The organism is Achromobacter aegrifaciens (assembly GCF_902859965.1).
GTDB lineage: Bacteria > Pseudomonadota > Gammaproteobacteria > Burkholderiales > Burkholderiaceae_B > Achromobacter > Achromobacter aegrifaciens.
Map to the genome: position 1 here is coordinate 1,881,062 of NZ_CADIKO010000001.1, position 21,763 is coordinate 1,902,824.

18 protein-coding genes are annotated in these 21,763 nt (G+C 67.1%); 3 read left to right on the forward strand and 15 right to left on the reverse strand.

Annotated features, from left to right (window positions below):
- Window positions 1-37: 37 nt before the first annotated feature.
- The 12 genes from HV793_RS08805 to HV793_RS08860 form a co-directional block, all read right to left on the reverse strand.
- Window positions 38-1,012: a Bug family tripartite tricarboxylate transporter substrate binding protein gene (locus tag HV793_RS08805; RefSeq protein ID WP_175213001.1), complete on the reverse strand. Its 975-nt coding sequence runs from the start codon at window positions 1,010-1,012 to the stop codon at window positions 38-40.
- 25 nt (window positions 1,013-1,037) lie between these two features.
- Window positions 1,038-2,195 (reverse strand): CaiB/BaiF CoA transferase family protein, encoded by a 1,158-nt coding sequence (locus HV793_RS08810; RefSeq protein WP_175213002.1) that lies wholly within the window; start codon window positions 2,193-2,195, stop codon window positions 1,038-1,040.
- Between the two features lie 2 nt (window positions 2,196-2,197).
- The gene (locus HV793_RS08815) at window positions 2,198-3,052 is read right to left on the reverse strand and encodes an HpcH/HpaI aldolase/citrate lyase family protein (protein WP_175213003.1); all 855 of its coding nucleotides are present in this window, start codon (window positions 3,050-3,052) and stop codon (window positions 2,198-2,200) included.
- 26 nt (window positions 3,053-3,078) lie between these two features.
- Window positions 3,079-3,531, reverse strand: coding sequence for a MaoC family dehydratase (locus tag HV793_RS08820; protein WP_054456992.1), 453 nt, complete (start codon window positions 3,529-3,531; stop codon window positions 3,079-3,081).
- 301 nt (window positions 3,532-3,832) lie between these two features.
- Window positions 3,833-4,600 carry an IclR family transcriptional regulator gene (locus tag HV793_RS08825; RefSeq protein ID WP_175213004.1) on the reverse strand — a complete coding sequence of 256 codons (768 nt, stop codon included), beginning with the start codon at window positions 4,598-4,600 and terminating at the stop codon, window positions 3,833-3,835.
- A 57-nt stretch (window positions 4,601-4,657) separates the two neighbouring features.
- Window positions 4,658-5,656, reverse strand: coding sequence for a tripartite tricarboxylate transporter substrate-binding protein (locus tag HV793_RS08830; RefSeq protein ID WP_175213005.1), 999 nt, complete (start codon window positions 5,654-5,656; stop codon window positions 4,658-4,660).
- 131 nt (window positions 5,657-5,787) lie between these two features.
- Window positions 5,788-6,582, reverse strand: a complete 795-nt coding sequence (locus HV793_RS08835; RefSeq protein ID WP_175213006.1) for a DUF3800 domain-containing protein — start codon at window positions 6,580-6,582, stop codon at window positions 5,788-5,790.
- A gap of 347 nt (window positions 6,583-6,929) precedes the next feature.
- Window positions 6,930-7,793, reverse strand: coding sequence for a proteasome-type protease (locus HV793_RS08840; protein ID WP_175213007.1), 864 nt, complete (start codon window positions 7,791-7,793; stop codon window positions 6,930-6,932).
- 55 nt (window positions 7,794-7,848) lie between these two features.
- Window positions 7,849-8,652, reverse strand: a complete 804-nt coding sequence (locus HV793_RS08845; protein ID WP_054456981.1) for a transglutaminase family protein — start codon at window positions 8,650-8,652, stop codon at window positions 7,849-7,851.
- A 13-nt stretch (window positions 8,653-8,665) separates the two neighbouring features.
- Entirely contained in the window at window positions 8,666-9,637 is a 972-nt protein-coding gene (locus HV793_RS08850) for an alpha-E domain-containing protein (RefSeq protein ID WP_175162373.1), read from the reverse strand.
- 2 nt (window positions 9,638-9,639) lie between these two features.
- Window positions 9,640-11,073: a circularly permuted type 2 ATP-grasp protein gene (locus HV793_RS08855; RefSeq protein WP_119450165.1), complete on the reverse strand. Its 1,434-nt coding sequence runs from the start codon at window positions 11,071-11,073 to the stop codon at window positions 9,640-9,642.
- Window positions 11,074-11,493: 420 nt separating this feature from the next.
- Window positions 11,494-12,168 (reverse strand): 5-formyltetrahydrofolate cyclo-ligase, encoded by a 675-nt coding sequence (locus tag HV793_RS08860; protein ID WP_054456975.1) that lies wholly within the window; start codon window positions 12,166-12,168, stop codon window positions 11,494-11,496.
- A gap of 115 nt (window positions 12,169-12,283) precedes the next feature.
- Here HV793_RS08860 and HV793_RS08865 point away from each other — a divergent pair, with 115 nt between their 5' ends.
- The gene (locus HV793_RS08865) at window positions 12,284-14,434 is read left to right on the forward strand and encodes a lytic transglycosylase domain-containing protein (RefSeq protein WP_119450166.1); all 2,151 of its coding nucleotides are present in this window, start codon (window positions 12,284-12,286) and stop codon (window positions 14,432-14,434) included.
- Window positions 14,431-15,531 carry a tRNA nucleotidyltransferase/poly(A) polymerase-related protein gene (locus tag HV793_RS08870; protein ID WP_119450167.1) on the forward strand — a complete coding sequence of 367 codons (1,101 nt, stop codon included), beginning with the start codon at window positions 14,431-14,433 and terminating at the stop codon, window positions 15,529-15,531. The genes HV793_RS08865 and HV793_RS08870 overlap by 4 nt, the downstream gene beginning before the upstream one ends.
- Before the next feature lie 55 nt (window positions 15,532-15,586).
- Here HV793_RS08870 and HV793_RS08875 read toward each other — a convergent pair whose 3' ends face one another.
- The 3 genes from HV793_RS08875 to HV793_RS08885 all read right to left on the reverse strand — a co-directional run bounded on the left by HV793_RS08875 (window position 15,587) and on the right by HV793_RS08885 (window position 19,702).
- The gene (locus HV793_RS08875) at window positions 15,587-16,774 is read right to left on the reverse strand and encodes a class I SAM-dependent methyltransferase (protein ID WP_175213008.1); all 1,188 of its coding nucleotides are present in this window, start codon (window positions 16,772-16,774) and stop codon (window positions 15,587-15,589) included.
- 89 nt (window positions 16,775-16,863) lie between these two features.
- Window positions 16,864-18,663, reverse strand: a complete 1,800-nt coding sequence (locus HV793_RS08880; protein ID WP_054456966.1) for a DEAD/DEAH box helicase — start codon at window positions 18,661-18,663, stop codon at window positions 16,864-16,866.
- Window positions 18,664-18,940: 277 nt separating this feature from the next.
- Window positions 18,941-19,702 (reverse strand): uracil-DNA glycosylase, encoded by a 762-nt coding sequence (locus tag HV793_RS08885; protein WP_175213009.1) that lies wholly within the window; start codon window positions 19,700-19,702, stop codon window positions 18,941-18,943.
- Between the two features lie 290 nt (window positions 19,703-19,992).
- On the opposite strand from HV793_RS08885, the gene HV793_RS08890 reads away from it, so the two are divergent.
- Window positions 19,993-21,678, forward strand: coding sequence for a ShlB/FhaC/HecB family hemolysin secretion/activation protein (locus HV793_RS08890; protein ID WP_175213010.1), 1,686 nt, complete (start codon window positions 19,993-19,995; stop codon window positions 21,676-21,678).
- The last annotated feature ends 85 nt before the right edge of the window (window positions 21,679-21,763 follow it).

The window sequence follows — 21,763 nt, forward strand, 5'->3', positions numbered from 1 at the left end:
CCCGCGAGGGTGGGCTTTTCTTTGGGCAGCCCGCTGCTTACTCGGGTTGGATTCCCGCCTGCCGGATCTGCTGACCCCAGGCGTCGTACTGGCCGCGCACGAATTGCTGCAAGGGATCGCCGGTAGCCAGATCGGGCTCCATGCCCATGGCGCGCAGCTTCTCCTGGATCGCGGGTTGCTGCATCGTGGCCGTCAGTTGCTCGGACCACCACTTCGCGGCCTCGGGCGCCAGGCCGCCGGGGCCGGCCACGCCGATCCAGCCGGTCAGGTCCAGGCTGCCCATGCCCAGTTCCTGGGCGGTGGGCACGGAGGGCAGGATGGTCGAGCGCTTGTTGGAAACCAGGGCCACGGCGTTCAGGTTCTTGGCGCGGATCTGCGGCAGCACGGCCCCCAGGTCGGCCGCCACGAAATCGATGCGCCCGCCCAGCAGATCGGTGATGGCTGCCGGTTGGCCCTTATAGGGCACGGCCAGCACCTCGGCGCCCGCTGCGCGGCTGAACGCCGCCGCGACCACCTGGCCCGTGCCCGAGCCATAGCCGCTGGTCACCGAATTCGGCTTTTCCTTGGCTGCCGCCACCAGTTGGCGCGCGTCGCCATGCTGGCCGGCGGCGCGCGTGACGATGACCACGTCGAAGCGCACCACACGCCCGACCTGGGTGAAGTCCTTCATGGCGTCATAGCGCTGGAAGGCCTTGGACAGGTAGGGGCCGGACGAGCTGGTGGCGCTGGAACTCGGCATCATGGTGTAGCCGTCGGGCGCGGCCCGCGCCACCGTGTCCACGCCCAGCACGCCCAGCGCGCCGGGCTTGTTCTCGACGATGATCTGCGCGCCGGTGCGGGCGCGGATATCGTCCACCACCACGCGCGAGACGTTGTCGATGGTGCTGCCAGCGGGAAAGCCGACCACGAAATGGATGGGCTTGTCCGCCTGCGGATAGCCGGGGGCTGCGCCTGTCAGGGACGGCAGGCACAGCGCGGCGGCGATCAGGGCCGATCGGATGTTGTTTTTCATGTCTGTCTCCTCGTGCTTTGGAACCTTAGGACGTTCGGCCGGCCTGGGCTTCCGCCAGGATCTCGGCTGTGTGTTCGCCCAGGCCGGGCGGATGCCGCCGGATCTCTGCCGGCGTGCGGCTGAAGCGGACGGGCAGGCCCGCCTGGATCAGGCGCCCTTCGGTGGGGTGCTCGGATTCATGCCAGAAGCCGGTGGCCCGCAAGTGCGGGTCGGCCAGCAGTTCCTCGAAGCCGTTGACCGGCGCATAGGGGATGTCGGCGGTCGCCAGCAGTTCGATCCATTGCGCGGTGGTGCGCTTGCCCAGCACGCCTTCGACGTAGCTGTACAGCTCGGGAAAATGCTTGCTGCGGCTGTTGAGCGTCAGGTAGCGCGGGTCCTGCGCCATCTCGGGGTTGCCAGCCAGCGCAAAGAAGCGCTGCCATTGCGGCGTGGTGTAAGGCACCACGCTCATGTAGCCGTCCTGCGTGCGGAACGGGCGGCGGTACTCATTGAGCAGGCGTGTGTAGCCCGCCGGCCCTTCGGGCGGCACGAAGGTCAGCCCGGCCAGATGTTCCGGCGCCAGGAAGGCCACCATGCATTCGAACATCGGCACTTCCACGGCCTGGCCGCCCGCGCCGCGCTCGCGCGCCAGCAGGGCGCTGGTCACGGCGTTGGCCACGTACAGCGCGACCACCTTGTCGGCGACCACGGAATTGACGTAGCGCGGCGCCTCGGCGCCTGCGCCGCCTTGCAGCCAGGCCATGCCGGACGCGGCCTGGATGGTGTCATCGATGGCGGCGCGTCCCGCATAGGGGCCTTGCTCCGAATAGCCATAGCAGGCGCAATAGACCAGCCCGGGAAAGCGGGGCTGCAGCGTCGCGTAATCCAGACCCAGGCGGCGCATCGCCGGGGCGCGCATGTTGGAGATGAAAACGTCGGCGCCGCCGATCAGTGCGTCCAGCTGCGCGCGGCCTTCAGGGGTCTTGGCATCGATCACCGCGCTGCGCTTATTGCGGTTCAGGTTCAGATGGGTATGGCTCATGGCGGCATGGCGCTGGGGGGTGACGTGGCGGAACACGTCGCCCTCAGCGGATTCGACCTTGATCACATCGGCGCCCATGTCGCCCAGCATCTGGGTGGCCATGGGTCCCATGCCGACGCTGGTCATGTCGATGACGCGTATGCCGTGCAATGGTCCGGGCATGGTCAGTCCTCCCCCAGCAGGCGACGAGCCAGGCGCAGGTGCGGGCGGTCGATCATCTTGCCGTCCAGCCGCAAGGTGCCCGCGCCCGGGTTGGCGGCGAAGGCGGCAATGACCGCGCGGGCCCATTGCAATTGGCCGTCGTCCGGGCTCAGCGCCGCGTTGACCGCGGCTACGTGGCGCGGATGGATGGCCATCTTGCCGACGAAGCCGTCGCGAAAGGCTTCGCCGGCCTCGGCTGCCAGAACCTCGGGCGCGTCCAGGTCGACGCAGACCGTGTCGATGGCTCGCACGCCGGCCGCGGCGGCCGACATCAGGCACAGCGAGCGCGCCAGACGGAAGGGCTCCGTGTAGCGGCCCGCCTCGCGGTTGCGCAGCGCGCCGACGTCGGCGGCCAGGTCTTCCGCGCCCCAGGACAGGCCCCACAGCCGCGGCGTGGCGTCGCGGTAGTCGTGCAGGCTGAACAGGGACTGCGCAGTCTCGGTGACGATGGCGAGGATGCGTGTGACGCCAGGGGCCGTGCCGGCCGTGGCCTCGAAGGCGTCAAGATAGTGCGACAGGTGCAGGAGACCATCGCGGCCGGCGCACTTGGGCAGCACGATGCCGTAGGGGGCGGCGGGCATCACGGCGGCCAGATCGGCCAGGGCGTCGCCGCCGTCCAGCGCGTTGATGCGCACCCATAGTTGTTTGCCTGCCGCGCCGCGTTCCAGCATGGCGCGGACTTCCTTGCGCGCAGCAGGCTTCTGGTCCGGGGCGACGGAGTCTTCCAGGTCCAGGATCAGGGCATCGGCGGCGCTGGCGGCCGCGTGATCGAACTTGCGCCCGGAATCGCCGGGCACGAACAGCAGGGAGCGGGTCATCGTGGTCCTCCTGGACGGCGGCAAGCTCAGGCCGGACGCTTGCGCATCAAGGCCGAACGCTTGCACGTGGCCACGACTTCGTCGCGATGATTCAGCGCGGTGTGCTCGAACTCGACGATGCCCGCGTTGGGGCGCGATTTGCTCTCGCGCACCGACAGCACGCGGGTGTGCACATGCAAGGTGTCGCCAGCGAAAACCGGCTTGGGGAAGTTCACGTCGGTCATGCCCAGATTGGCCACGGTGGTGCCCAAGGTGGTGTCGTTGACCGTCATGCCGATCAGCAGGCCCAGCGTGAACAGGCTGTTGACCAGGGGCTTGCCGAACTCCGTCTGCGCGGCGAAATGCGCGTCCAGATGCAGCGGCTGCACGTTCATCGTCAGGGAACTGAACAGCACGTTGTCCATTTCGGTCAGGGTGCGGGTCCAGGCATGCTCGAACGCCTGCCCGGGCGAAAACTGTTCGTAATAAAGGCCAGCCATGTTCTTTCCTTCATGTAGAGAGCGCCGGGGTATTGGCCCGGAATTCGAGCGGCCGCTACCGGTAATCCCGATCCGCGTTCTTACTCTTGAACAAAAGTTTATATTCATGAACGAAGGCGGGCAATGGTTTTGCCTAGTCGTAAACCCGCAGGAGCCTGCGCAGCCGCAGAGGACGCAGGCGCGCGCCGCCAGCGCGGGTGACGCGGCGGAAAGCAGGAAGGGGAGGTAAAGGCGCGGCCGCCAGGCGCCTCTCGGGGCAGCCAGGCGGCCGGAGCGGCGGAAGCCCTTTTAGGGGCTGGCCTTAGTAGGCAGTCACGGCGGGCGCCGGGCTGTCCAGGCGTTGCGTGAGTTCGCGGCCGGCGGCAAGCAAGGTCTGGCCGATGAGGTCGGCGCGGGAGGCGGAACGGTCCAGCGGAGCGCCCACGACCAGCGCCAGCACGGCGCCGTACAACACCAGCGGCGCGGCAACCGACAGGGTATCGGCCTGATGCTCCGCCAGATTGACGTGCCAGCCGCGCCGGACTTCGGAATCGATCAGCTGCAGCAGTTGCTTGTGGGTCTTGACCGTCTTGGTGGTATAGCGGTCCAGGGGCAGGCGCGCGACCAGCGCCTCGCGTTCGGCAGGCGGCATGGCGCCCAGCAGGGCACGCCCGGAGGCCGATGCATGCAGCGGTTTTTGCTGGCCGACCCTGGCCGTGAAGCGCACGATGCGTTCGGGCTCGGCCACGTCCAGGTAGACCACCTGGTCGCCCGACCGTTGCGCCAGGATCAGGGTCTCGTCCAATTCGTCGCGCAGCGCCTCCAGCGTGGGCCGGATGCGTGTGGTCAGCTGGTCATGCTCGGCCACCGTGCGGGCCTCGTTCAGCCAGCGGCGAGTGAGGTAATAACGGCCCGCAGTCTGATGCGCGTAGCCGTCGCCTTCCAGCGTGTCCAGCAAGGCCAGGCAGCTGGACTTGGGGATGCCCAGTCCGGCCGAAAGCTGCGACAGCGTGGCCGGCGCCCGCGTCGCGGCGAAGAATTGCAGGATGTCCAGGACGCGCCTGGCGCTTTTTACGTCGTTCGTACTCATGCACGCGAATATATATTCATGAACGGGCAGCAGCAACCGCCGCCGCCCGCCGCGCCATCAGTCGGCGTACACCCCCGCCTTGCGGATGATGCCGCCCCATTTGTCGACCTCGGATTGCAGCCAGGTCTGCAGGCCCTGCGGCGTCTGCTTGGATTCCGGCACGATCTCGGCGCCCAGTTCCGCCATCTTCTGCGTGAAGGCAGGATCCTTCAGCGCGGCGCGCAGGGCCTCGTTGAACTTCGCGACGGCTTCTGGCGGCGTGCCCTTGGGCGCGTAGACGCCATGCCACACCTTGACCTCGAAGCCCTTCAGGCCGTTCTCCTGCAGGGTCGGCGCATCAGGCAGCGTCTTGATGCGCTCCAGCGTGGTGACGCCGTACAGCTTCACGCGGTCGGCCTTGATCTGCGGAATGGTCTGGGTGGTCTGATCGCACAGCACGTCCACCTGGCCGCCCAGCAGCGCGGTCATCGCCGGCGCCGTGCCGGCATAGGGCACGGTGGTGAACTGCACGCCCAGCGATTCCTGCAGCAACATGCCGCAGAGCTGCGACACCGCGCCCAGCCCGGCGTTGGCCAGGTTGATCTTGTTGCCGTTTTCCTTGGCGTACTTGATGAAGTCCTTCATGCCGTCCGCGGGCAGGTCCTTGCGGCCCAGCAGCGTCATGGGCACGTCGGCCACCTGGCCGACATAGGCGAAGTCCGTCAGCGGGTTGAATGACAGCTTGCGGTACAGCGCCGGCGCGGTGGCCATGCCGTTGTGGTGAATCAGGAAGGTGTAGCCATCGGGCGCGGCGCGCGCCACGTGCTGGGACGCCAGCGTGCCGCCCGCACCGGTGCGGTTCTCGATGATGATGCTTTGGCCCAGCGTCTTGGACATGGACGCGCCCAGACTGCGCGCCACGACATCGGTCGGCCCGCCCGCTGCGAACGGCACGACCAGCGAAATGGGATGGTTGGGATAGGCGCCTTGCGCGCCGGCGGTGCCAGAAACCAGGCAGGACAGGGCCAGCATGGGCCATGCTGCACGCTTGAGGGCGCGCGCGTAGAGAGGGGGCATGTCTCGCTCCTTGTGGTGTTGTCGGGGCCCCCAAGGCAAAGCATGACGGCCGGACACCAGTGTGGCGCGACAGCGCCCGGATGAGAATTCGCGGTTCCGCAAGCCGGGTTTCGGCTGCTGGAAAGGAGGGTTTACGCGGAAGGCGATATGAGCGGGGGATTTTCCTGCTCTTCCTGCGAACCGAGTCCGCTGCACGGGAGGGCTGCGGCTTGCACGCGGTCATGAAAGTAACGGTGAAAAATCTCCCAGCCCCTGTACTGCGCGGACGCCACCTGGAAGGCGCACAGCCGGCCCACCAAGCTGCAGATCCAGTCAGCACATTGAAGGGTCTGGAACAGGTGGCTCTCACCTTGAATCAGCGGCTCGACCAGCGTTCTGCATCGGTCGGTGGCATCTTCGAACATCGCCAGCGTGCAGGCTTCGACATTCATTTCGCGCCATCGGCTGCCCGCCTGTTGCTCGTCGATCAAAAGCATGAAGGTGGCCTGCCTTGCCGAGAAAAAGCGATCCGCGCGCCGGACTATGCGTAGCAATTGCTGCTTGAAGATCTCCGCGGGTTGATGCGATGCCGCGTCTGTTGTCTTTTGCTCGCCGCTGTAAATCACGTGTCCGCCAATCTGTCTGATCCGGTTAAGCAAACGCCCCGTTGCGGTCCGCAACTGCTGGTACTTTTCAACATTCCGGACGGTATAGAGTTGCGCGCCCTTCTTTTCCCAGCGGTACGCAGGTTGGTCTTGCCGTTCCAGTTCGAACTTCAATAGATGGCATTTCAGTTTGTAGAAGTAGATGGCGAATTCGCGCACGGATTCAACAGGCAGGACCAACCCCCCGAAGCCGAACACCGGGCTTGTCCGGTGCTTGTCGTGATCACGAGAGACGAATGGGCCAATGTGGCCGAACTCGTCCAGATACATGACGTAATGCATGACGTAACCCTTTGTCCGACACGTGGCTTGCATACGAATCGAAGCAGTGTAGGGCGCGGGAGACGGCTGGCTTTCCTTCAGTGAATGGAAAGATCGCACCCAAATTCAAAATGGCAACGATTCATGCCGCACAAAAACACGAAAGCCCGCAGCAATGAATTGCGCGGGCCTCGGAAGGTGGGCATATGGCGTGCATATACGTTGAAGAAACTGTAAAGCAGATTCCGGTCGTGCTGCAAGGGATCAAGGCGTCCGGAACACATAAATGCGCGCGGAAGCCTGCGGTATCAGACGGAGTCCCGGGTTCTGGCCTGGGAGGCTTGGCATGTTCCTGCCGGAAACCGCCCCTAGTTCGCCTGATCCTTCCCCGGATCTTCCGCCAACACCTGCGGCGCCGGATAGTTCGACACGGGCGCATCCACCGGCTCTGCGCGCAGCGGCTGGTGCACGCGGCTGGGAGGGACCAGCGAATCGGGCGAGTCGGGATTGGTCCACAGCGGGTCCGGGATCTCGGCGAAGACCTGGCGCAGGCGTTCGCCCCAGGTGCCGCGGATCATGCGGAAGTACTCGTTGTGCTCGTCGATGCTGGCGAAATGCGTGACGCGCAGCGAGTGCGTGTCGTAGACCAGCAGGTCCAGCGGCAGGCCCACCGAGATATTGGAGCGCAGCGTGGAGTCCATGGAGATCAGGGCGCACTTGGCCGCTTCGTCCAGCGAGGTGTCGGGACGCAGCACGCGGTCCAGGATGGGCTTGCCGTATTTGGCTTCGCCGATCTGGAAGTACGGGCATTCCTGGCCGGCTTCGATGAAGTTGCCGGCCGAATACACCTGGAACAGGCGGCAGCGTTCGGCGCCGATCTGGCCGCCGAAGATCAGGTTGACGTTGAAGTCCACGCCCTGCTCGCGCAGGGCCGGGGCTTCGTGGTGATAGACCGACCGCACCGCGGCGCCGACGCGGCGGGTGGCCTCGAACATGTCGGGCGCGTTCCAGACGGTTTCGCCGCCTTCGTCGTGCTGGCGCGCCAGCGCGTTCAGCACCGCCTGGCTGACCGCCAGGTTGCCCGAACTCATCAGCACCATGACGCGGTCGCCCGGGCGCTCGAACACGGTCATTTTGCGGAAGACGCTGATCTGGTCGACTCCGGCGTTGGTGCGGGAGTCGGCCAGGAATACCAGGCCGGAATCAAGGCGGGCTGCGACGCAGTAGGTCATGATCAGAATTAGGGAAAACCACGCCGCATTGTATTGCGGCGCGGCTGGCGGGATGTTACTGCTGGGCGCTGGTCTGGACCTGCACGCTGACCTCCATGGATTCCTGGCCGCCGCCGCTGCGCACGCCGCGCACCGGCGAAGCCGAGTCGTAGTCCCGCGCCACCGCCAGCCGGCAATGGCAGTCCGAGGCGAACTGGCGGTTGGTGATGTCCACGCTGGTCCAGCCCACGTCGGGCAGCCAGACGTCGGCCCAGGCGTGGCTGGCGGCGTGTTCGGCGGTGGTGTACAGGTAGCCGCTGACGTAGCGCGCGGGCACGCCCAGGCCGCGCACGCAGGCCAGGAAGAGGTGGGCATGGTCCTGGCAGACGCCGTGGCCCATGGCCAGCACCTGGTTGGCGGCGGTGGTGACATCGGTGGTGCCGGGCTCGTAGGCGACGCGGTCGCTGACCGCGGTCGCCAGGGCCAGCACGTCGTCCGGCGTATGCAGACCGCCCGGCAGCGCGTCGCGCACGAAGGCCATGACGGTGTCGTCGGCCTGGGTCAGCGGCGTCTGTACGCAATAGGCGTGCACCGGCAGGCGGCTGTCCTCGCTGCCCAGCAGGCCGCGTTCCAGCGGCGCCACCAGCACCTGCCCGACCACGCGCAACTCGATGTCGGTGTGCGGCTGGTTGAGCGTCAGCGTGTGCGTGATGTTGCCGTAGGCATCTACCTGCTTGTCCAGCTCGCCGGGCGCTTCGATGTGCCAGCGCAGCACGCGCTGGTGTTCGTCGTCGCGCGGGGTCAGCCGCAAGGTCTGGATGCTGTAGGTGACCGGGGCGGTATAGCGGTAGTGAGTGACGTGGGTGATGATCTGTTTCATTCTGCTCTCCTGCCTAGGCCGACAGCGGCACCAGGAAGTCCTGGCTGATCCGGTTGCCCAGATCGTTGATGCGGTCGAGGAAGTGCTCCAGGTACTGGTGCAGGCCGCTGTCCAGGATGTCCTCGACGCGGCCGTATTGCAGTTCTGCGCACAGCATGCCGGCGCGCCTCTCGGTTTCGGTCGAGCGTTGGTTGGAGACGCGCGCCAGGTCGTCGGCCACCGCGCGCATCGAAGCGAGCAGCGATCGCGGCATGTCGCCGTGCAGGATCAGTAGCTCGGCCACGCGGTCGGGCGTGATGACGTCGCGGTACACCTTGCGGTAAATCTCCAGCCCCGATACAGAGCTGAGCAGCGCCGACCAGCGGTAGAACTCGCTTTGCAGCGCCGCCGCGCCGGCGCCCTCGGTTCGGCTATCGTGGCCGTTGGACCCGCGTTCATGGAACTTCACGTCCAGCATGCGCGCGGTGTTGTCGGCGCGTTCCAGATGCATGCCGATGCGCAGGAAGTACAGGGCCTCGTCCTCCAGCATGGTGCCGATGGTGACGCCGCGCGCCAGATGCGAACGGAACTTGACCCATTCGAAGAACTCGCCCGGATTGCGCTCCAGCAAGCCCGTGTGCAGGTGCTTGAGCAGTTCCAGCCAGGTGGTGTTGTAGGTTTCCCAGACCTCGGTGGTGAGGCTGCCGCGCACGGCGCGCGCGTTCTCGCGGGCGGCGCGCATGCAGGAATAGATGGACGAGGGATTCTCGGGATCGCGCACCATGTACTGCAGCACGTCGTGCGGCGAGATGGACGCGTACTTGCTCTGATACAGGCCTTGCAGCTCGGAGATGCGCAGCACGCCCAGCCACGAGCCTTCGCGCCGCTGCGCGTCCTGCGGCAGCAGCGACATCTGCAGGTTCACATCCAGCATGCGGGCGGTGTTTTCGGCGCGCTCGGTGTAGCGGCACATCCAGAACAGATTGTCAGCGGTTCGGCTCAGCATGTTCAGTCCTCCTCCAGCACCCAGGTGTCCTTGGTGCCGCCGCCCTGGCTGCTGTTGACCACCAGCGAGCCCTCGGTCAGCGCCACGCGGCACAGGCCGCCCGGCACGGTGCGGATGTCCTTGCCGCACAGCACATAGGGGCGCAGGTCCACGTGACGCGGCGCCACGCCCGATTCCACGTAGGTCGGCACGGTGGACAGCGCCAGCGTGGGCTGCGCGATGTAGTTGGCGGGGTTGGCGCGCACGCGGTCCTTGAAGGCCTCGACCTCGGCGCGCGAGGCCGACGGCCCCACCAGCATGCCGTAGCCGCCCGAGCCATGGACTTCCTTCACCACCAGTTCGTGCATGTGGGCCAGCACGTGCGACAGTTCGTCCGGCCGGTTGCAGCGCCAGGTGGGGACGTTGGACAGTATCGGCTCCTCGCCCAGATAGAAGCGGATCATGTCCGGCACGTAGAGATAGGTGGACTTGTCGTCGGCGATGCCGGTGCCGATGGCATTGGCCAGCGTTACGCGTCCGGCTCGGTACACCGACAGCAGACCCGGCACGCCCAGCGCGGAGTCGGCGCGGAATGACAGCGGATCGAGGAAGTCGTCGTCCAGGCGGCGGTAGATCACGTCGACCTTGCGCGGCCCCTGCGTGGTGCGCATGTAGACGGTGTTCTGTTCGACGAACAGGTCCTGGCCTTCGACGAGTTCCACGCCCATCTGCTGCGCCAGGAAGGCGTGTTCGAAGTAGGCCGAGTTGTACATGCCGGGCGTCAGCACCACCACGGTGGGATCGTCGCCGCCATGCGGCGCGACTTCGCGCAGGTTGTCCAGCAGCAGGTCCGGGTAGTGCGCCACCGGTTCCACCTTGATGCGGCTGAAGGCGTCGGGCATCAGCCGCATCGACATCTTGCGGTTCTCCAGCATGTAGGACACGCCGGATGGCACCCGCAGATTGTCTTCCAGCACATAGAACTCGCCCGCGCCGGCGCGCACGATATCCACCCCGGCGATGTGGCAGTAGATGTCCTCGGCCACGTCCACGTCCTGCATCTCGGGACGGTATTGGGCGTTCAGGAACACCTGCTCGGCGGGCACCACGTCCGCGCGCACGATGTCGTGCCCGTGATAGATGTCGTGGATGAACATATTGAGCGCGCGCACCCGCTGCTTCAGGCCGGCTTCCAGCAGACGCCATTCGGCGGCGGGGATGACGCGCGGGATCAGGTCGAAGGGGATCAGGCGTTCGGTGCCGGCCGCGTCGCCCGCCACCGAAAACGTGATGCCGACCCGGCGAAAGCTCAGGTCCGCTTCCAGGCGGCGCGCGGCCATGGCCTGCGCGGACTGCTCGTCATGCCAGCGCTCGAAAGCCTGGTAGTGGGAGCGTATGCCGCCGGCGCTGTCGCGCATTTCGTCATAGGCGGCGGGACGGGATGATCTGTCCTTCATGGCTCCTCCGGTACAGGTGCTGGCAGCCGGCTCGCGCACGGCCGCCGTCCGGCCAATGTCCGGCCGGTTGCAATGGATTAAGCAACCCGCATGCCAGCCTGGCCGGCACGCGCGGGGGGCGCCCCTGAGGACCAATATCCTCCGAAGGGCGTTGCGGCGCCATCGCCGCGGCGGCTGAGGCCAGGGGATGGCGTGGGCGCCAGGCGCGGATTGGCCGGGGCTGGCGGGTGGATCGGGGTCAGCGGGGCTGGCGCGGAAATGCTTGGCCAGGGGAACGGGTGGGGCGGCGCTGCCGAAGAAAGCGCACGGAAGTGCGCGGGCGCTGCGTGCTGCGGCCGGGGTCTGGGCTAGGCCCGGCAGCAGTCCCTATGATAGGTCGTGCACCGTATTGGTGCAAACTGGTGGAGCAGAACTGGTGCGTCAGTTCATGCGGAAGCTGTGCAGCGTGGTGCCGCTGGTGCCGCCTTGTTCCAGCGGCGCCTGGGGCACCCAGCCGTCCTGGGTCAGTACCGCGTCCAGCGGGAAGTCGTGGGCGGCGGGTTCATAACCGGCGTCCAGTTCGCCGCAGCTCCAGGCGATGCCGATGGCGATGAACGGGTGGCCGCGGTCGCGCAGCGCGGCCAGGGTGCGGTCGTAATAGCCGCCGCCATAGCCCAGGCGGTCGCCCTGTTCGGTGTAGCCCAGGGTGGGGACCAGCACCACGTCGGGCAGCAGTTCGGCGCCGGCGACGGGTTCCTGGATGCCGTAGGGGCCGGCACGCAATTCGGCATCCGGCGTCCAGGGCAGGAAGGCCAGCGGGGCATTGCGTTCGCGCACCACGGGCAGGGCCACGGTCACGCCGTTTTCGACCCATTGTTCTAGCAGCGGGCGCAGGTCCGGTTCGTCGGCCATGGGCCAGAAGGCGGCCACGGTAGCGGGCGCGGGGCGGCCCGCGCGCACGGCCTCATCGCGCGCCACATTCAGCCAGGTGAACAGGCGCGCGCGCATGAGCAGGCCGCCGCGGCTACGCTGGTCTTCCGGCAGTTCGGCGCGCAGTTTCCGCAATCGCGCGCGTAGCGGTACTGCGGTATCCTCTGGAGTATTTTGCGTAGTCATGCGGTGGCTGTAAGAGGGATGGACAAATGATGGCGAATGTGCGGACGCATGCGGACGAACAGGTGGATTGCCGGCATGCTGGCGTACGGCAAGGCCAGTGTATGAGGGACAGGGCATGACACAGACTCTGCAACCCGGACGGTATCAGAAAACCGCGCGGAAATCCGGGTCCGCCGCCGCCACCGAGGCCGCTCCCGGCCTGCGCCGCTGGCTGCCGCTTCTGGCGCTGTTCACCGCGGCCTGTGCTCCGGTGGACGCGCAGCAGCGCAGCGCGTCGGTCAACACCCAGCCCCAGCCTCAGCCAGCCGTTCAGGCCGCGCAACCCGCCATTTCCGTGCCGCCCGCGGTGCTGGCCGGCCTGCCGCCGACTTCCCAGACGCCCGCGCTGGCCGCCGTGGTTGCCGCGCGCGAAGCCATGAACCGCAAGCAGTGGTCCGTGCTGGGCGCGCTGGTGCCGCAGGCCAAGCCGGATCCGCTGGGCATGTACCCCGAATACTGGCTGCTGCGCTACCAATTGTGGACGCCTCCCGCCACCGGCCGGCCCACCGCCGACCTGCAGAAGTTCATCAGCGGCAATTCCGACGCCTATCTGGCCGATCGCCTGCGCGGCGACTGGCTGCTGGCCGCGGCCCGCAGCGGAGACTTCGAAACCGTGCGCAAGCTCGCGCCCGTGAAGAACAGCAATGCGCAGATCGAGTGCGCCATCCTCGATGCCAAGCACATGACCGGGCAGCGCGCCACGGCGGCGCAGGCCGCGGCCGTGTTCGCGCCGGGCGGCGCCTGCTGGGCGCTGTACGACCAGCTGGTCGCCGACGGCATCATGGGTTGGGAGCAATTGGAACCCCAGCTGCGCGACGCCATCGAAGCCAACAAGACCGCGGACGCGCGCAAGTTCGCGCAGTACATGTTCGAGCCGGGCGACCTGAAAACCTATGACCAGCTCATGAAGGACCCCATGAAGTGGCTGACGCGCCAGAGCCGTCAACCCGTGGGCCGCAACGAGAAGGAACTGGTGACGATCGCCTTGGCGCGCCTGGCGCGTTCCGACGTCAGTGTGGCGGATTCCTACCTGCGCCGCGAATGGGGCAAGTCTGGGGACTGGTCCAAGTCCATGGCCAAGTCGAACCTGGCCTGGGTCCGCGGCCAGTACGCGCTGGTCGCCGCGCTGAATCTCGACAGCCGCGCCGACGACTGGTACCACGAGGCCGGCCACATCCGCATGACGGAATACAACGCCGCCTGGAAGGTGCGCGCCGCCTTGCGCCAGCCCAAGATCGACTGGAAATGGGTCATGGAATCCATCGACCAGATGCCCGCCTCGCAGCAGGCCGATTCGTCCTGGATCTACTGGAAGGCCCGCGGCCAGGCCGCGCGCGGCAACAAGGAACAGGCCGCCACCGCCTACGCCAGCATCGCCGACCGCTTCGACTTCTACGGCCAGCTGGCCGCCGAGGAACTGGGCCGCCGCATCACCGTGCCGCCGCGCCCCGCGCCCATCAGCGACCAGGAAATCACCGAGGCCCGCGCCAACCCCGGCCTGCGCCGGGCGATCCAGCTCTTCCGCCTGGGCTGGCGCGCCGAAGCCGTGCCGGAATGGAACTTCACGCTGCGCGGCATGAGCGACCGCCAGCTGATGGCCGCCGCCGAACTGGCGCGCGCCGAGAACATCTACGACCGCGTGGTCAACACCTCCGACCGCACGGAAAAAGAGTTCGACTTCAGCCAGCGCTTCATCGCGCCCTTCGAAGGCCGCGTCACCGCCAAGGCCAACGCCATCGCGCTGGATCCGGCCTGGGTCTATGGCCTGATCCGCCAGGAATCGCGCTTCATCATGGACGCGCGTTCTCACGTCGGCGCGTCCGGCCTGATGCAGCTGATGCCGGCCACGGCCAAGTGGGTCGCGGGCAAGATCGGCATGAGCAACTTCACGCCCGACAGCGTCAACGACTTCGACACCAACACCGAACTCGGCACCAACTATCTGAACATGGTGCTGCGTGACCTGAACGGTTCGCAGATGCTGGCCAGCGCAGGCTATAACGCCGGCCCGCGCCGTCCGCACAACTGGCGCTCGACCTTCACGCATCCAGTGGAAGGCGCGATCTTTGCCGAGACCATCCCGTTCAACGAGACGCGCACCTACGTCAAGAACGTGATGTCCAACTCGGTGTATTACGCCGCCATGTTCACCGGCCAGCCCCAGTCCCTGAAGGAACGCCTGGGCAACATCGTGCCGCTGGGCGCGGAAAGCACCTCGATCCCATGACGCGGGATCCGGCCACGGACGGCCTGCAGGTCTATATCGTGGGCGGAGCGGTGCGCGATGCGCTGCTCGGCCTGCCCCCCGGCGACCACGACTGGGTCGTGGTTGGCGCCACACCCGAGGACATGGCTCGCCGCGGTTTCGTGCCCGTGGGCGGCGATTTCCCCGTGTTCCTGCATCCGCGCAGCAAAGAGGAATACGCGCTGGCGCGCACCGAGCGCAAGTCGGGGCGGGGCTACAAGGGCTTCACGTTCTATACGGGCGCCGACGTCACGCTGGAAGAGGATCTGCGCCGCCGCGACCTGACCGTCAACGCCATCGCGCAGAAGCAGGACGGCGAGCTGGTTGATCCCCTGGGCGGGGCCGCCGACGTGCGCGACCGCATCTTCCGCCACGTTGGCGAGGCCTTCGAAGAGGATCCGGTACGCATTCTGCGGCTGGCCCGGTTCGCGGCGCGCTTTGCCGATTTTTCCGTGGCGCCCGAGACCCTGGCGCTGTGCCGCCGCATGGTCGAGGCCGGCGAGGCCGACGCGCTGGTGGCAGAACGGGTCTGGAAGGAATTGTCGCGCGGCCTGATGGCGGCGGCGCCGTCGCGCATGCTGGGCATCCTGCAGCAATGCGGCGCGCTGGCGCGCGTGATGCCCGAGCTGCAAGGGGTGGAACAGACCGCGGCCGACGTGGATCGCGCGGCCGCGCAGGGCCTGTCGCTGCCGGGCCGCTATGCCTTGCTGTGCCGGCTGACGCCTGAACGCGACGCCATGGGCCGCCGCCTGCGCGTGCCCACGGAATGCAACGATTACGCGCGGCTATTGCCGGAAGTGTTGGCGGGGCTGGACGCGGTGGAGCAAGGCGCCGATCCCGCGGATGCGCAACTGGCGCTGATGGAGCGCGCCGATGCGCTGCGCAAGCCGGAACGCTTTCTGGATCTGCTGGATGCGGCGGCCGTGCTGCGCTCCGTGGACCGAGCGGCCTGGCAATCGCGCGTGGCAATCGTGCGCGGCGTGGACGCCGGAGCTATCGCCAAAGCTTGCGCCGGAGAGCCGGCGCGCATCAAGGAGCAGGTGCGCGCCGCGCGCCTGGAGCGCCTGCGGGCGCAGTGATTCCGCTATGGATCTGAAAACGTGGCGGCCATGCCTATGATGCCGCCACGCGTTCCTACAGCTTGCCCAACCGGTCGCCGCGCGAGAACCCTGCCAGCGGTTCGGTGATGCCGCGTCCCACCGCCAACACCTTGAACAGTTCGCCCATCTCCGATTCGGACAAGAGCTTCTGCACGGGCGCCACGGCTTGCGCGTATTGCTGCACGTCGCTCGGATCCAGTTGCGCCAACAGATCCATCAGCCCCGCATTCATCAGGAAGCGGGCCTGCGAGGTATAGCCCAGGACGTGCATGCCGGCCTCGAGCGCGGCATCCGCCATGGCGGTGAAATCGACGTGCGCGGTGATGTCCTGCAGGCCCGGCGCGGTGAACGGATCGCCGTGGGCGTGATGGCGCAGGTGGCACATGAGCGTGCCGCCGGCGCGCTGCGGATGGTAGTACTCGCTGCGCGGAAAGCCGTAGTCCAGCAGCAGCGCCGCGCCGCGTTCCAGCCAGCCGCCCATGGCGGCGATCCAGGCTTCGCCTTGCAGGTTGATCTCGGACACGTAACCGGGCAGGGCCGGCATGCGGGCGGCGACAGCGGCGGCTAGCGCCGGCGGCGCCGGGCGGTCTTCCCAGACGAAGCCTTGCGCGGCGTCCACCGCCACGCCGCGCTCCAGCACCTCGCCCGTATCGCTCCAGCGGAAGATCGACACCGGCATCGCGTCCAGCACTTCGTTGGCCAGCACGCAGCCGGCAAAGCGCTGGGGCAGCGCGTCCAGCCATTGCACGCGCTCGCCGAATGCCGCCAGCCTTTCAGCCTGGCGGGCGCGCAGGTCGGCCGACACTTCCAGGATCAGGTAGCGGGTTTGATCCAGGCCCATCGCATCCAGTTCGCGCAGCACGCCTTCGGCCAGGGCGCCGGTGCCGGCGCCGAATTCCAGCACGGCGTCGGTCTGCGTCTGGCGCAGCACCTGGGCGGCCTGGCGGGCCAGCGTGCGGGCGAACAGCGGCGTCAGCTGGGGCGCGGTGACGAAGTCGCCGGCAGGCGTGCGGACGTCGCCGTCGGCCTCGGCCAGCTTGACGTTGCCGGCCGCGTAATAGCCCAGCCCGGGCGCGTATAGAGCCTGCGCCATCCAGTGGTCGAACGACAGCCAGCCGCCATGGGCGGCGATGGTGGCGCGCAGATGCGCGGCAGCGGCTGCGCTGTGTTCCTCGGCGGCGGGAGTAAGGGCGGGCAGGTTGGCGGGGGCGGATCGTTGCATGGTCGGGCGGTGCGTGGACAAGCGGACATTTTCCCAAAAAACAAACCCCGCGACAGGCGCGGGGTTTGTGTTGGACTCAAGCGGGCGGATTAGCCGCGGCGGTCAGCCGACTTGCCGAAGCGCTTGGCGGGGCCGCCGGGGCGCTTGTCGAACGAGGGCTTGCCACGGAAACCGCCTTCCGGACGGTCGCCGCCGCGGAAGCCGCCTTCACGCTGCGGACGGTCACCGAAGCTGGGACGGTCGCCAAAGCTCGGGCGGTCGCCAAAGCTGGCGCGGTCGTTGTAGCTGGGGCGCGAATCGCGGTCGCCGCCACGGAAACCGCCTTCACGCGGGCCGCGCTCGCTGAACGGGCGAGCATCGCGCTGGGGGCGGTCGCCATAGCTGGGACGGTCGCCGAAGCTGGGACGCGAATCGCGGTCGCCGCCGCGGAAGCCGCCTTCGCGCTGCGGACGGTCACCGAAGGGGCGGTTGCCCTGGTAGCCGCCTTCACGCTGCGGACGGTCGCCGAAGCTCGGACGATCGCTGAAGGAACGGGCCGGGCGGTCGCCGAACGGGCGATTGCCTTGGTAGCCGCCTTCGCGCGGGCCGCCCTCGCGGTTGCCTTGATAACCGCCTTCACGCGGCTTGAACTCGCCACGCGGGCCGCCGAAGGAACGGCCTTCGCGGTTGCCCTGGTAGCCGCCGCCGGGACGCTTGCCGAACGGCTTGCCGCCACGCGGGCCGGCGCCGCCAGCCGAGGGGCGCGGGGTGCGCTTGGGTTCCAGGCCGGCGATCACTTCGGGGGTGATCGATTGGCCGATGTAGTGCTCGATGCGGCGGACCTTATGGCGCTCGGAATGCGTTGCCAGCGTGAAGGCCAGGCCGCTGCGGCCGGCACGGCCGGTACGGCCGATACGGTGCACGTAGTCTTCGGCTTGCATCGGCAGGTCGAAGTTGACGGCGTGGCTGATGCCTTGCACGTCGATGCCGCGGGCAGCCACGTCGGTGGCGACCAGGATGCGCAGTTGGCCGCGCTGCAGTTGCGACAGCGTGCGGGTGCGTTGGCGCTGGTTCATGTCGCCGTGCAGGGCGGCGGCGGCAAAGCCTTGGTCGGCCAGGCGGTCGGCCAGATCGTCGGCGCCGCGCTTGGTCGACGTGAAGACGATGGCCTGGTCCAGCGAGGCGTCGCGCAGCACGTGGTCCAGCAGCTGCATCTTGTGGCTGGCATCGTCCGCGTACAGCAGGCTTTGCGTGATGTTGGTGTGCTTTTCCTTGGCGCCGGCGATCTCGATGCGCTGCGGCTCGCGCATCATGCGCGAGGCCAGCTTGGCGACGGTGCCGTCCAGCGTGGCCGAGAACAGCAGCGTCTGGCGGCCTTCCGGCAGGCGGCTGACGATGGTCTCGATATCTTCGATGAAGCCCATGTCCAGCATGCGGTCGGCTTCGTCCAGCACCAGCGTGTGCACGGTGTTCAGCTTGACGCGGCCCGAGTTCAGGTGGTCGATCAGGCGGCCGGGGGTGGCGACCAGCACGTCCACGCGGCGCGACAGCGCCTTGAGCTGCGCGCCGTAAGGCATGCCGCCCACGACGGTGGCGGTGCGCAGGTCGGCCAGCTTGCGGCCGTAGGTGGCGGTGGCGTCAGTGACTTGCAGGGCCAGTTCGCGGGTCGGGGTCAGCACCAGCACTTGCACGCCGACGCCCTTGTTGGCGGGCATCTGGGCGATGCGGTGCAGGGCCGGCAGCATGAAGGCCGCGGTCTTGCCGCTACCCGTCTGCGAGGACACCATCAGGTCGTGGCCAGCCAGCGCTTGCGGAATGGCCGAAGCTTGGACGGGAGTGGGGGAGGTGAAGCCAGCGTCTTGAATGGCCGACAACAGAGCGGGCGCAAGACCCAGGTTTTCGAAAGACATTACTTTCCCTTGCCGCAATCAATGCGACGCAGTGCTTGGTCGGGCCAGGGGATTAGGCGGCCGGATCCAGGCGACGGTTGATGGAGCATCGTGCCGACCGAATCAACCGTGCGCGTGGCGCGTTCTCGTGTACTGAGTGGAACGCAGGGCGAAAGGAAAGGAGGTCAGGAATCGATGATGTTCGGCATGGGGCCGGGGCTGTGTCACCCGGCAGACTGCGAAAATTTCCGCTAAATCAAGGCGGTAAATGCCGAACTCGTTTTGTGCAGTGCGGCGATCATAACCCGAATTCGCCCTGCATGGGAATTATTTTTTTGTCCAGCTCCCAATCAATAGGGTTTTTCCCTTGGTTGGTCAGCCACTGATTGGTGGCCAGGAAGTGGCCGCAGCCCAGGAAGGGTACTGGGGGCCTTCTGGCGGACAGGGGAGAGGGGTGGTTGGACATCAGGACCAGGTGGCCGCTGTTGTCCGGGAGCAACGCCCGCTTGGCCTGGGCATGCGCGCCCCACAGCATGAAAACCTTGGGCGACGGGTCGCGCGCGACCAGCGAGATCAACGCGTCCGTCACCGTTTCCCAACCGCGCTTGGCATGCGAGGCCGGCTGGCCGTCTTCCACGGTCAACGCGGTGTTCAGCAGCAGCACGCCCTGTTCCGCCCAAACGCTCAGGTCGTTGCCGGCCGGCACGCGGGTGCCCGGAAACTCCTGGGCGATTTCGTTGAAGATGTTGCGCAGGCTGGGCGGCCGCTTGCAGTCGTCCGGCACCGAGAAGGCCAGCCCCTGGGCCTGGCCCGGCCCGTGATAGGGATCCTGCCCCAGGATCACCACGCGCACGTCCGACGGCTCCAGGCCGTGCAGGGCGCGGAAAGGCGTGGCCGGATAGACCACCGCGCCTTCTTCCAGGCGCTTGTCCACATGGGCGATTACGCCGGCCAGCGCGTCGGCCACGGCGCGCGTCTCGAAAGCGACTTTCCAGGCGGAGGAGAGCTGCGCGGCCTGAGTGGCCAGGGAGGAGTGGAGTAGGCGGTTGTCCTGGTGCATGGGCGCAATTGTGGCACAGCCTTCCGAGGACGCCGGGCGGGGCATTGAGGGCCGAAAAAGCGCTCTTCTACTGTCAACTATCAGAATTTTCTGGTGCGGAACGGCCTGCCATTCGCTTAACTTGCGACAAATCTTGCTGACCAGAATTCGTGCATTGCGCCAAACAACCAGAACCGCGCATTTGCACGTAGTCCCTCCCAAATGAAAACGAACAGACCTTTGCAGGTAGGCGCAATCGCTGCATCCGCGGGCGGTTTCATTAAGAAAAATTCAGAAGCAATGGCTTTCATATGAAGCTGATCGCAGTGGCCTTGCTGGCGGTGTTCGCATCCCCCTTGGCAGCCCAACCCATACTGCCCGCGGCCGCTGACCGCGCCACCGAGATCCAGCGCCGCCAGGAACAGGAGCTCGAGGCGCAGCGCGCGCGCGCCGCGCAACGTCCCGACGTCCTGTCCGCGCCCGAGGCGCCGGCCGCGGGGGAAGGGCCGCTGGTCTTTCCCGAGGAAAGCCGGTGCTTCGTGCTGCGCAAAGTGCAATGGGACTCCCCCGAACCGCCGTCGGCGCTGCGCCGCGCGGCCGAGTCCGCCATCGGCCCCTGCCTGGGCGGACAGGGTTTGAAGAAGTTGCAGGAGCATTTGCACGCGCTGCTCATCGCTCAAGGATTGATCACCGCGCGCGTACTGGTGCCGGAGCAATCCTTGGCCGCAGGCGAGTTGCAGTTGCGTTACGTGCCAGGCCGCATTTCGGCAGTCCAGAGCGAGGGCGCCGCGGGCTGGTGGCGCACGGCGCTGCCGACCGGCCCGGGCGGCGAACTGAATCAGCGCGATCTGGACCAGGCCTTGGAAAACATCCGGCGGCTTGGCGGCCAGGCCGATGCCACCATAGACGTGGAGCCAGGTCCGAGCGTCGGCGACTCCGACATCCTCATCAAGCCCGGCAGCGGCAAGCGCTGGCATGCCTATCTGGGCGGTGACAACGGCGGCATGGAGTCCACCGGCAAGGAACAGATCAACGCCGGCCTCACGCTGGATTCTCCGCTGTTCCTGTACGACCAGTTGTCGGTTTCATGGAACAGCAACGCCGCGCTGCGCCGCAATGATGCCGGAACGCGCGCGGCCTCCATGAACTACAGCATTCCCTTCGGGTACTGGACGCTGTTCGCCGGCGCCAGCCGTTCGCGCTATCGCCAGACCGTGGCGGGTCTGGACGAGCCGGTCATCTACGGCGGCACCACCAAGCAGATCGAGGCGGGCGTGTCCGTGGTGCCTTATCGGGCTGGCGCCTACAAGGGCACGGTGACGCTGAAATTCCTGCGCAAGCGCGTCAACAGCACCATCAACGACGTCGATATCGACGTGCAGCGACGCGACATCGCTGGCTATGAGTTCGGTTATGGGCATCGCCAGTACATCGGCCCCGCCGCGCTGGACGTGGGTGGCGGCGTGCGCGGAACGCTGCCGCAGTTCTCCGACCGTCCCGGCTACATCTACGGCGATCCCGACTGGAACGGGCGCAGCACCCTGCTCACGGCCAACGCCGGACTGCATCTGCCGTTCAAGGTGGCGGGCCAGCAAGTGGCGTATCAGGCCAATTGGCAGATCCAGCACGCCAAGACCGCGGTGGTGCCGGCGGACTACTTCACCATCGGCAACCGCTACGCCGTGCGCGGCTTCGATGGCGAGATGACGCTGGCCGCCGAAGACGGCTGGACGTTGCGCCAAGACCTGTCGCTGAACCTCGGCGATCTGGGTCAGCAGCTCTACACCGGGTTTGACGTCGGACGGGTCGGAGGCCCGTCGGCGGAGTACCTGTCCGGCCGCACGCTGATCGGCGCGGTGACGGGCATGCGCGGCCGGATCGCCCTGCCCGGCCTGAGCGCGAGTTACGACCTGTCGGCGGGTTGGCCCTTGAAGAGACCAGAAAGCCTGAAGACCCAGAGCACCGTACTGGCTGCGTCACTGATGTTCGAGTTTTAGCGTCAAGCGCGGCCGGGCCACGCCCGCGCTTCGCTCCTTGCGCCGCGAGTCCCGCAGCGCGCCACAAGAACCGACTACCGAGTGT

Coding starts and splice junctions, on each gene's coding strand:
- HV793_RS08820 (WP_054456992.1), bottom strand. CDS start 3,531: ATGGCTGGCCTTTATTACGAACAGTTTTCGCCCGGGCAGGCGTTCGAG.
- HV793_RS08875 (WP_175213008.1), bottom strand. CDS start 16,774: ATGCAACGATCCGCCCCCGCCAACCTGCCCGCCCTTACTCCCGCCGCC.
- HV793_RS08850 (WP_175162373.1), bottom strand. CDS start 9,637: ATGCTGAGCCGAACCGCTGACAATCTGTTCTGGATGTGCCGCTACACC.
- HV793_RS08870 (WP_119450167.1), top strand. CDS start 14,431: ATGACGCGGGATCCGGCCACGGACGGCCTGCAGGTCTATATCGTGGGC.
- HV793_RS08840 (WP_175213007.1), bottom strand. CDS start 7,793: ATGACCTACTGCGTCGCAGCCCGCCTTGATTCCGGCCTGGTATTCCTG.
- HV793_RS08810 (WP_175213002.1), bottom strand. CDS start 2,195: ATGCCCGGACCATTGCACGGCATACGCGTCATCGACATGACCAGCGTC.
- HV793_RS08805 (WP_175213001.1), bottom strand. CDS start 1,012: ATGAAAAACAACATCCGATCGGCCCTGATCGCCGCCGCGCTGTGCCTG.
- HV793_RS08880 (WP_054456966.1), bottom strand. CDS start 18,663: ATGTCTTTCGAAAACCTGGGTCTTGCGCCCGCTCTGTTGTCGGCCATT.
- HV793_RS08825 (WP_175213004.1), bottom strand. CDS start 4,600: ATGAGTACGAACGACGTAAAAAGCGCCAGGCGCGTCCTGGACATCCTG.
- HV793_RS08815 (WP_175213003.1), bottom strand. CDS start 3,052: ATGACCCGCTCCCTGCTGTTCGTGCCCGGCGATTCCGGGCGCAAGTTC.
- HV793_RS08860 (WP_054456975.1), bottom strand. CDS start 12,168: ATGACTACGCAAAATACTCCAGAGGATACCGCAGTACCGCTACGCGCG.
- HV793_RS08865 (WP_119450166.1), top strand. CDS start 12,284: ATGACACAGACTCTGCAACCCGGACGGTATCAGAAAACCGCGCGGAAA.
- HV793_RS08885 (WP_175213009.1), bottom strand. CDS start 19,702: ATGCACCAGGACAACCGCCTACTCCACTCCTCCCTGGCCACTCAGGCC.
- HV793_RS08830 (WP_175213005.1), bottom strand. CDS start 5,656: ATGCCCCCTCTCTACGCGCGCGCCCTCAAGCGTGCAGCATGGCCCATG.
- HV793_RS08845 (WP_054456981.1), bottom strand. CDS start 8,652: ATGAAACAGATCATCACCCACGTCACTCACTACCGCTATACCGCCCCG.
- HV793_RS08855 (WP_119450165.1), bottom strand. CDS start 11,073: ATGAAGGACAGATCATCCCGTCCCGCCGCCTATGACGAAATGCGCGAC.
- HV793_RS08890 (WP_175213010.1), top strand. CDS start 19,993: ATGAAGCTGATCGCAGTGGCCTTGCTGGCGGTGTTCGCATCCCCCTTG.
- HV793_RS08835 (WP_175213006.1), bottom strand. CDS start 6,582: ATGCATTACGTCATGTATCTGGACGAGTTCGGCCACATTGGCCCATTC.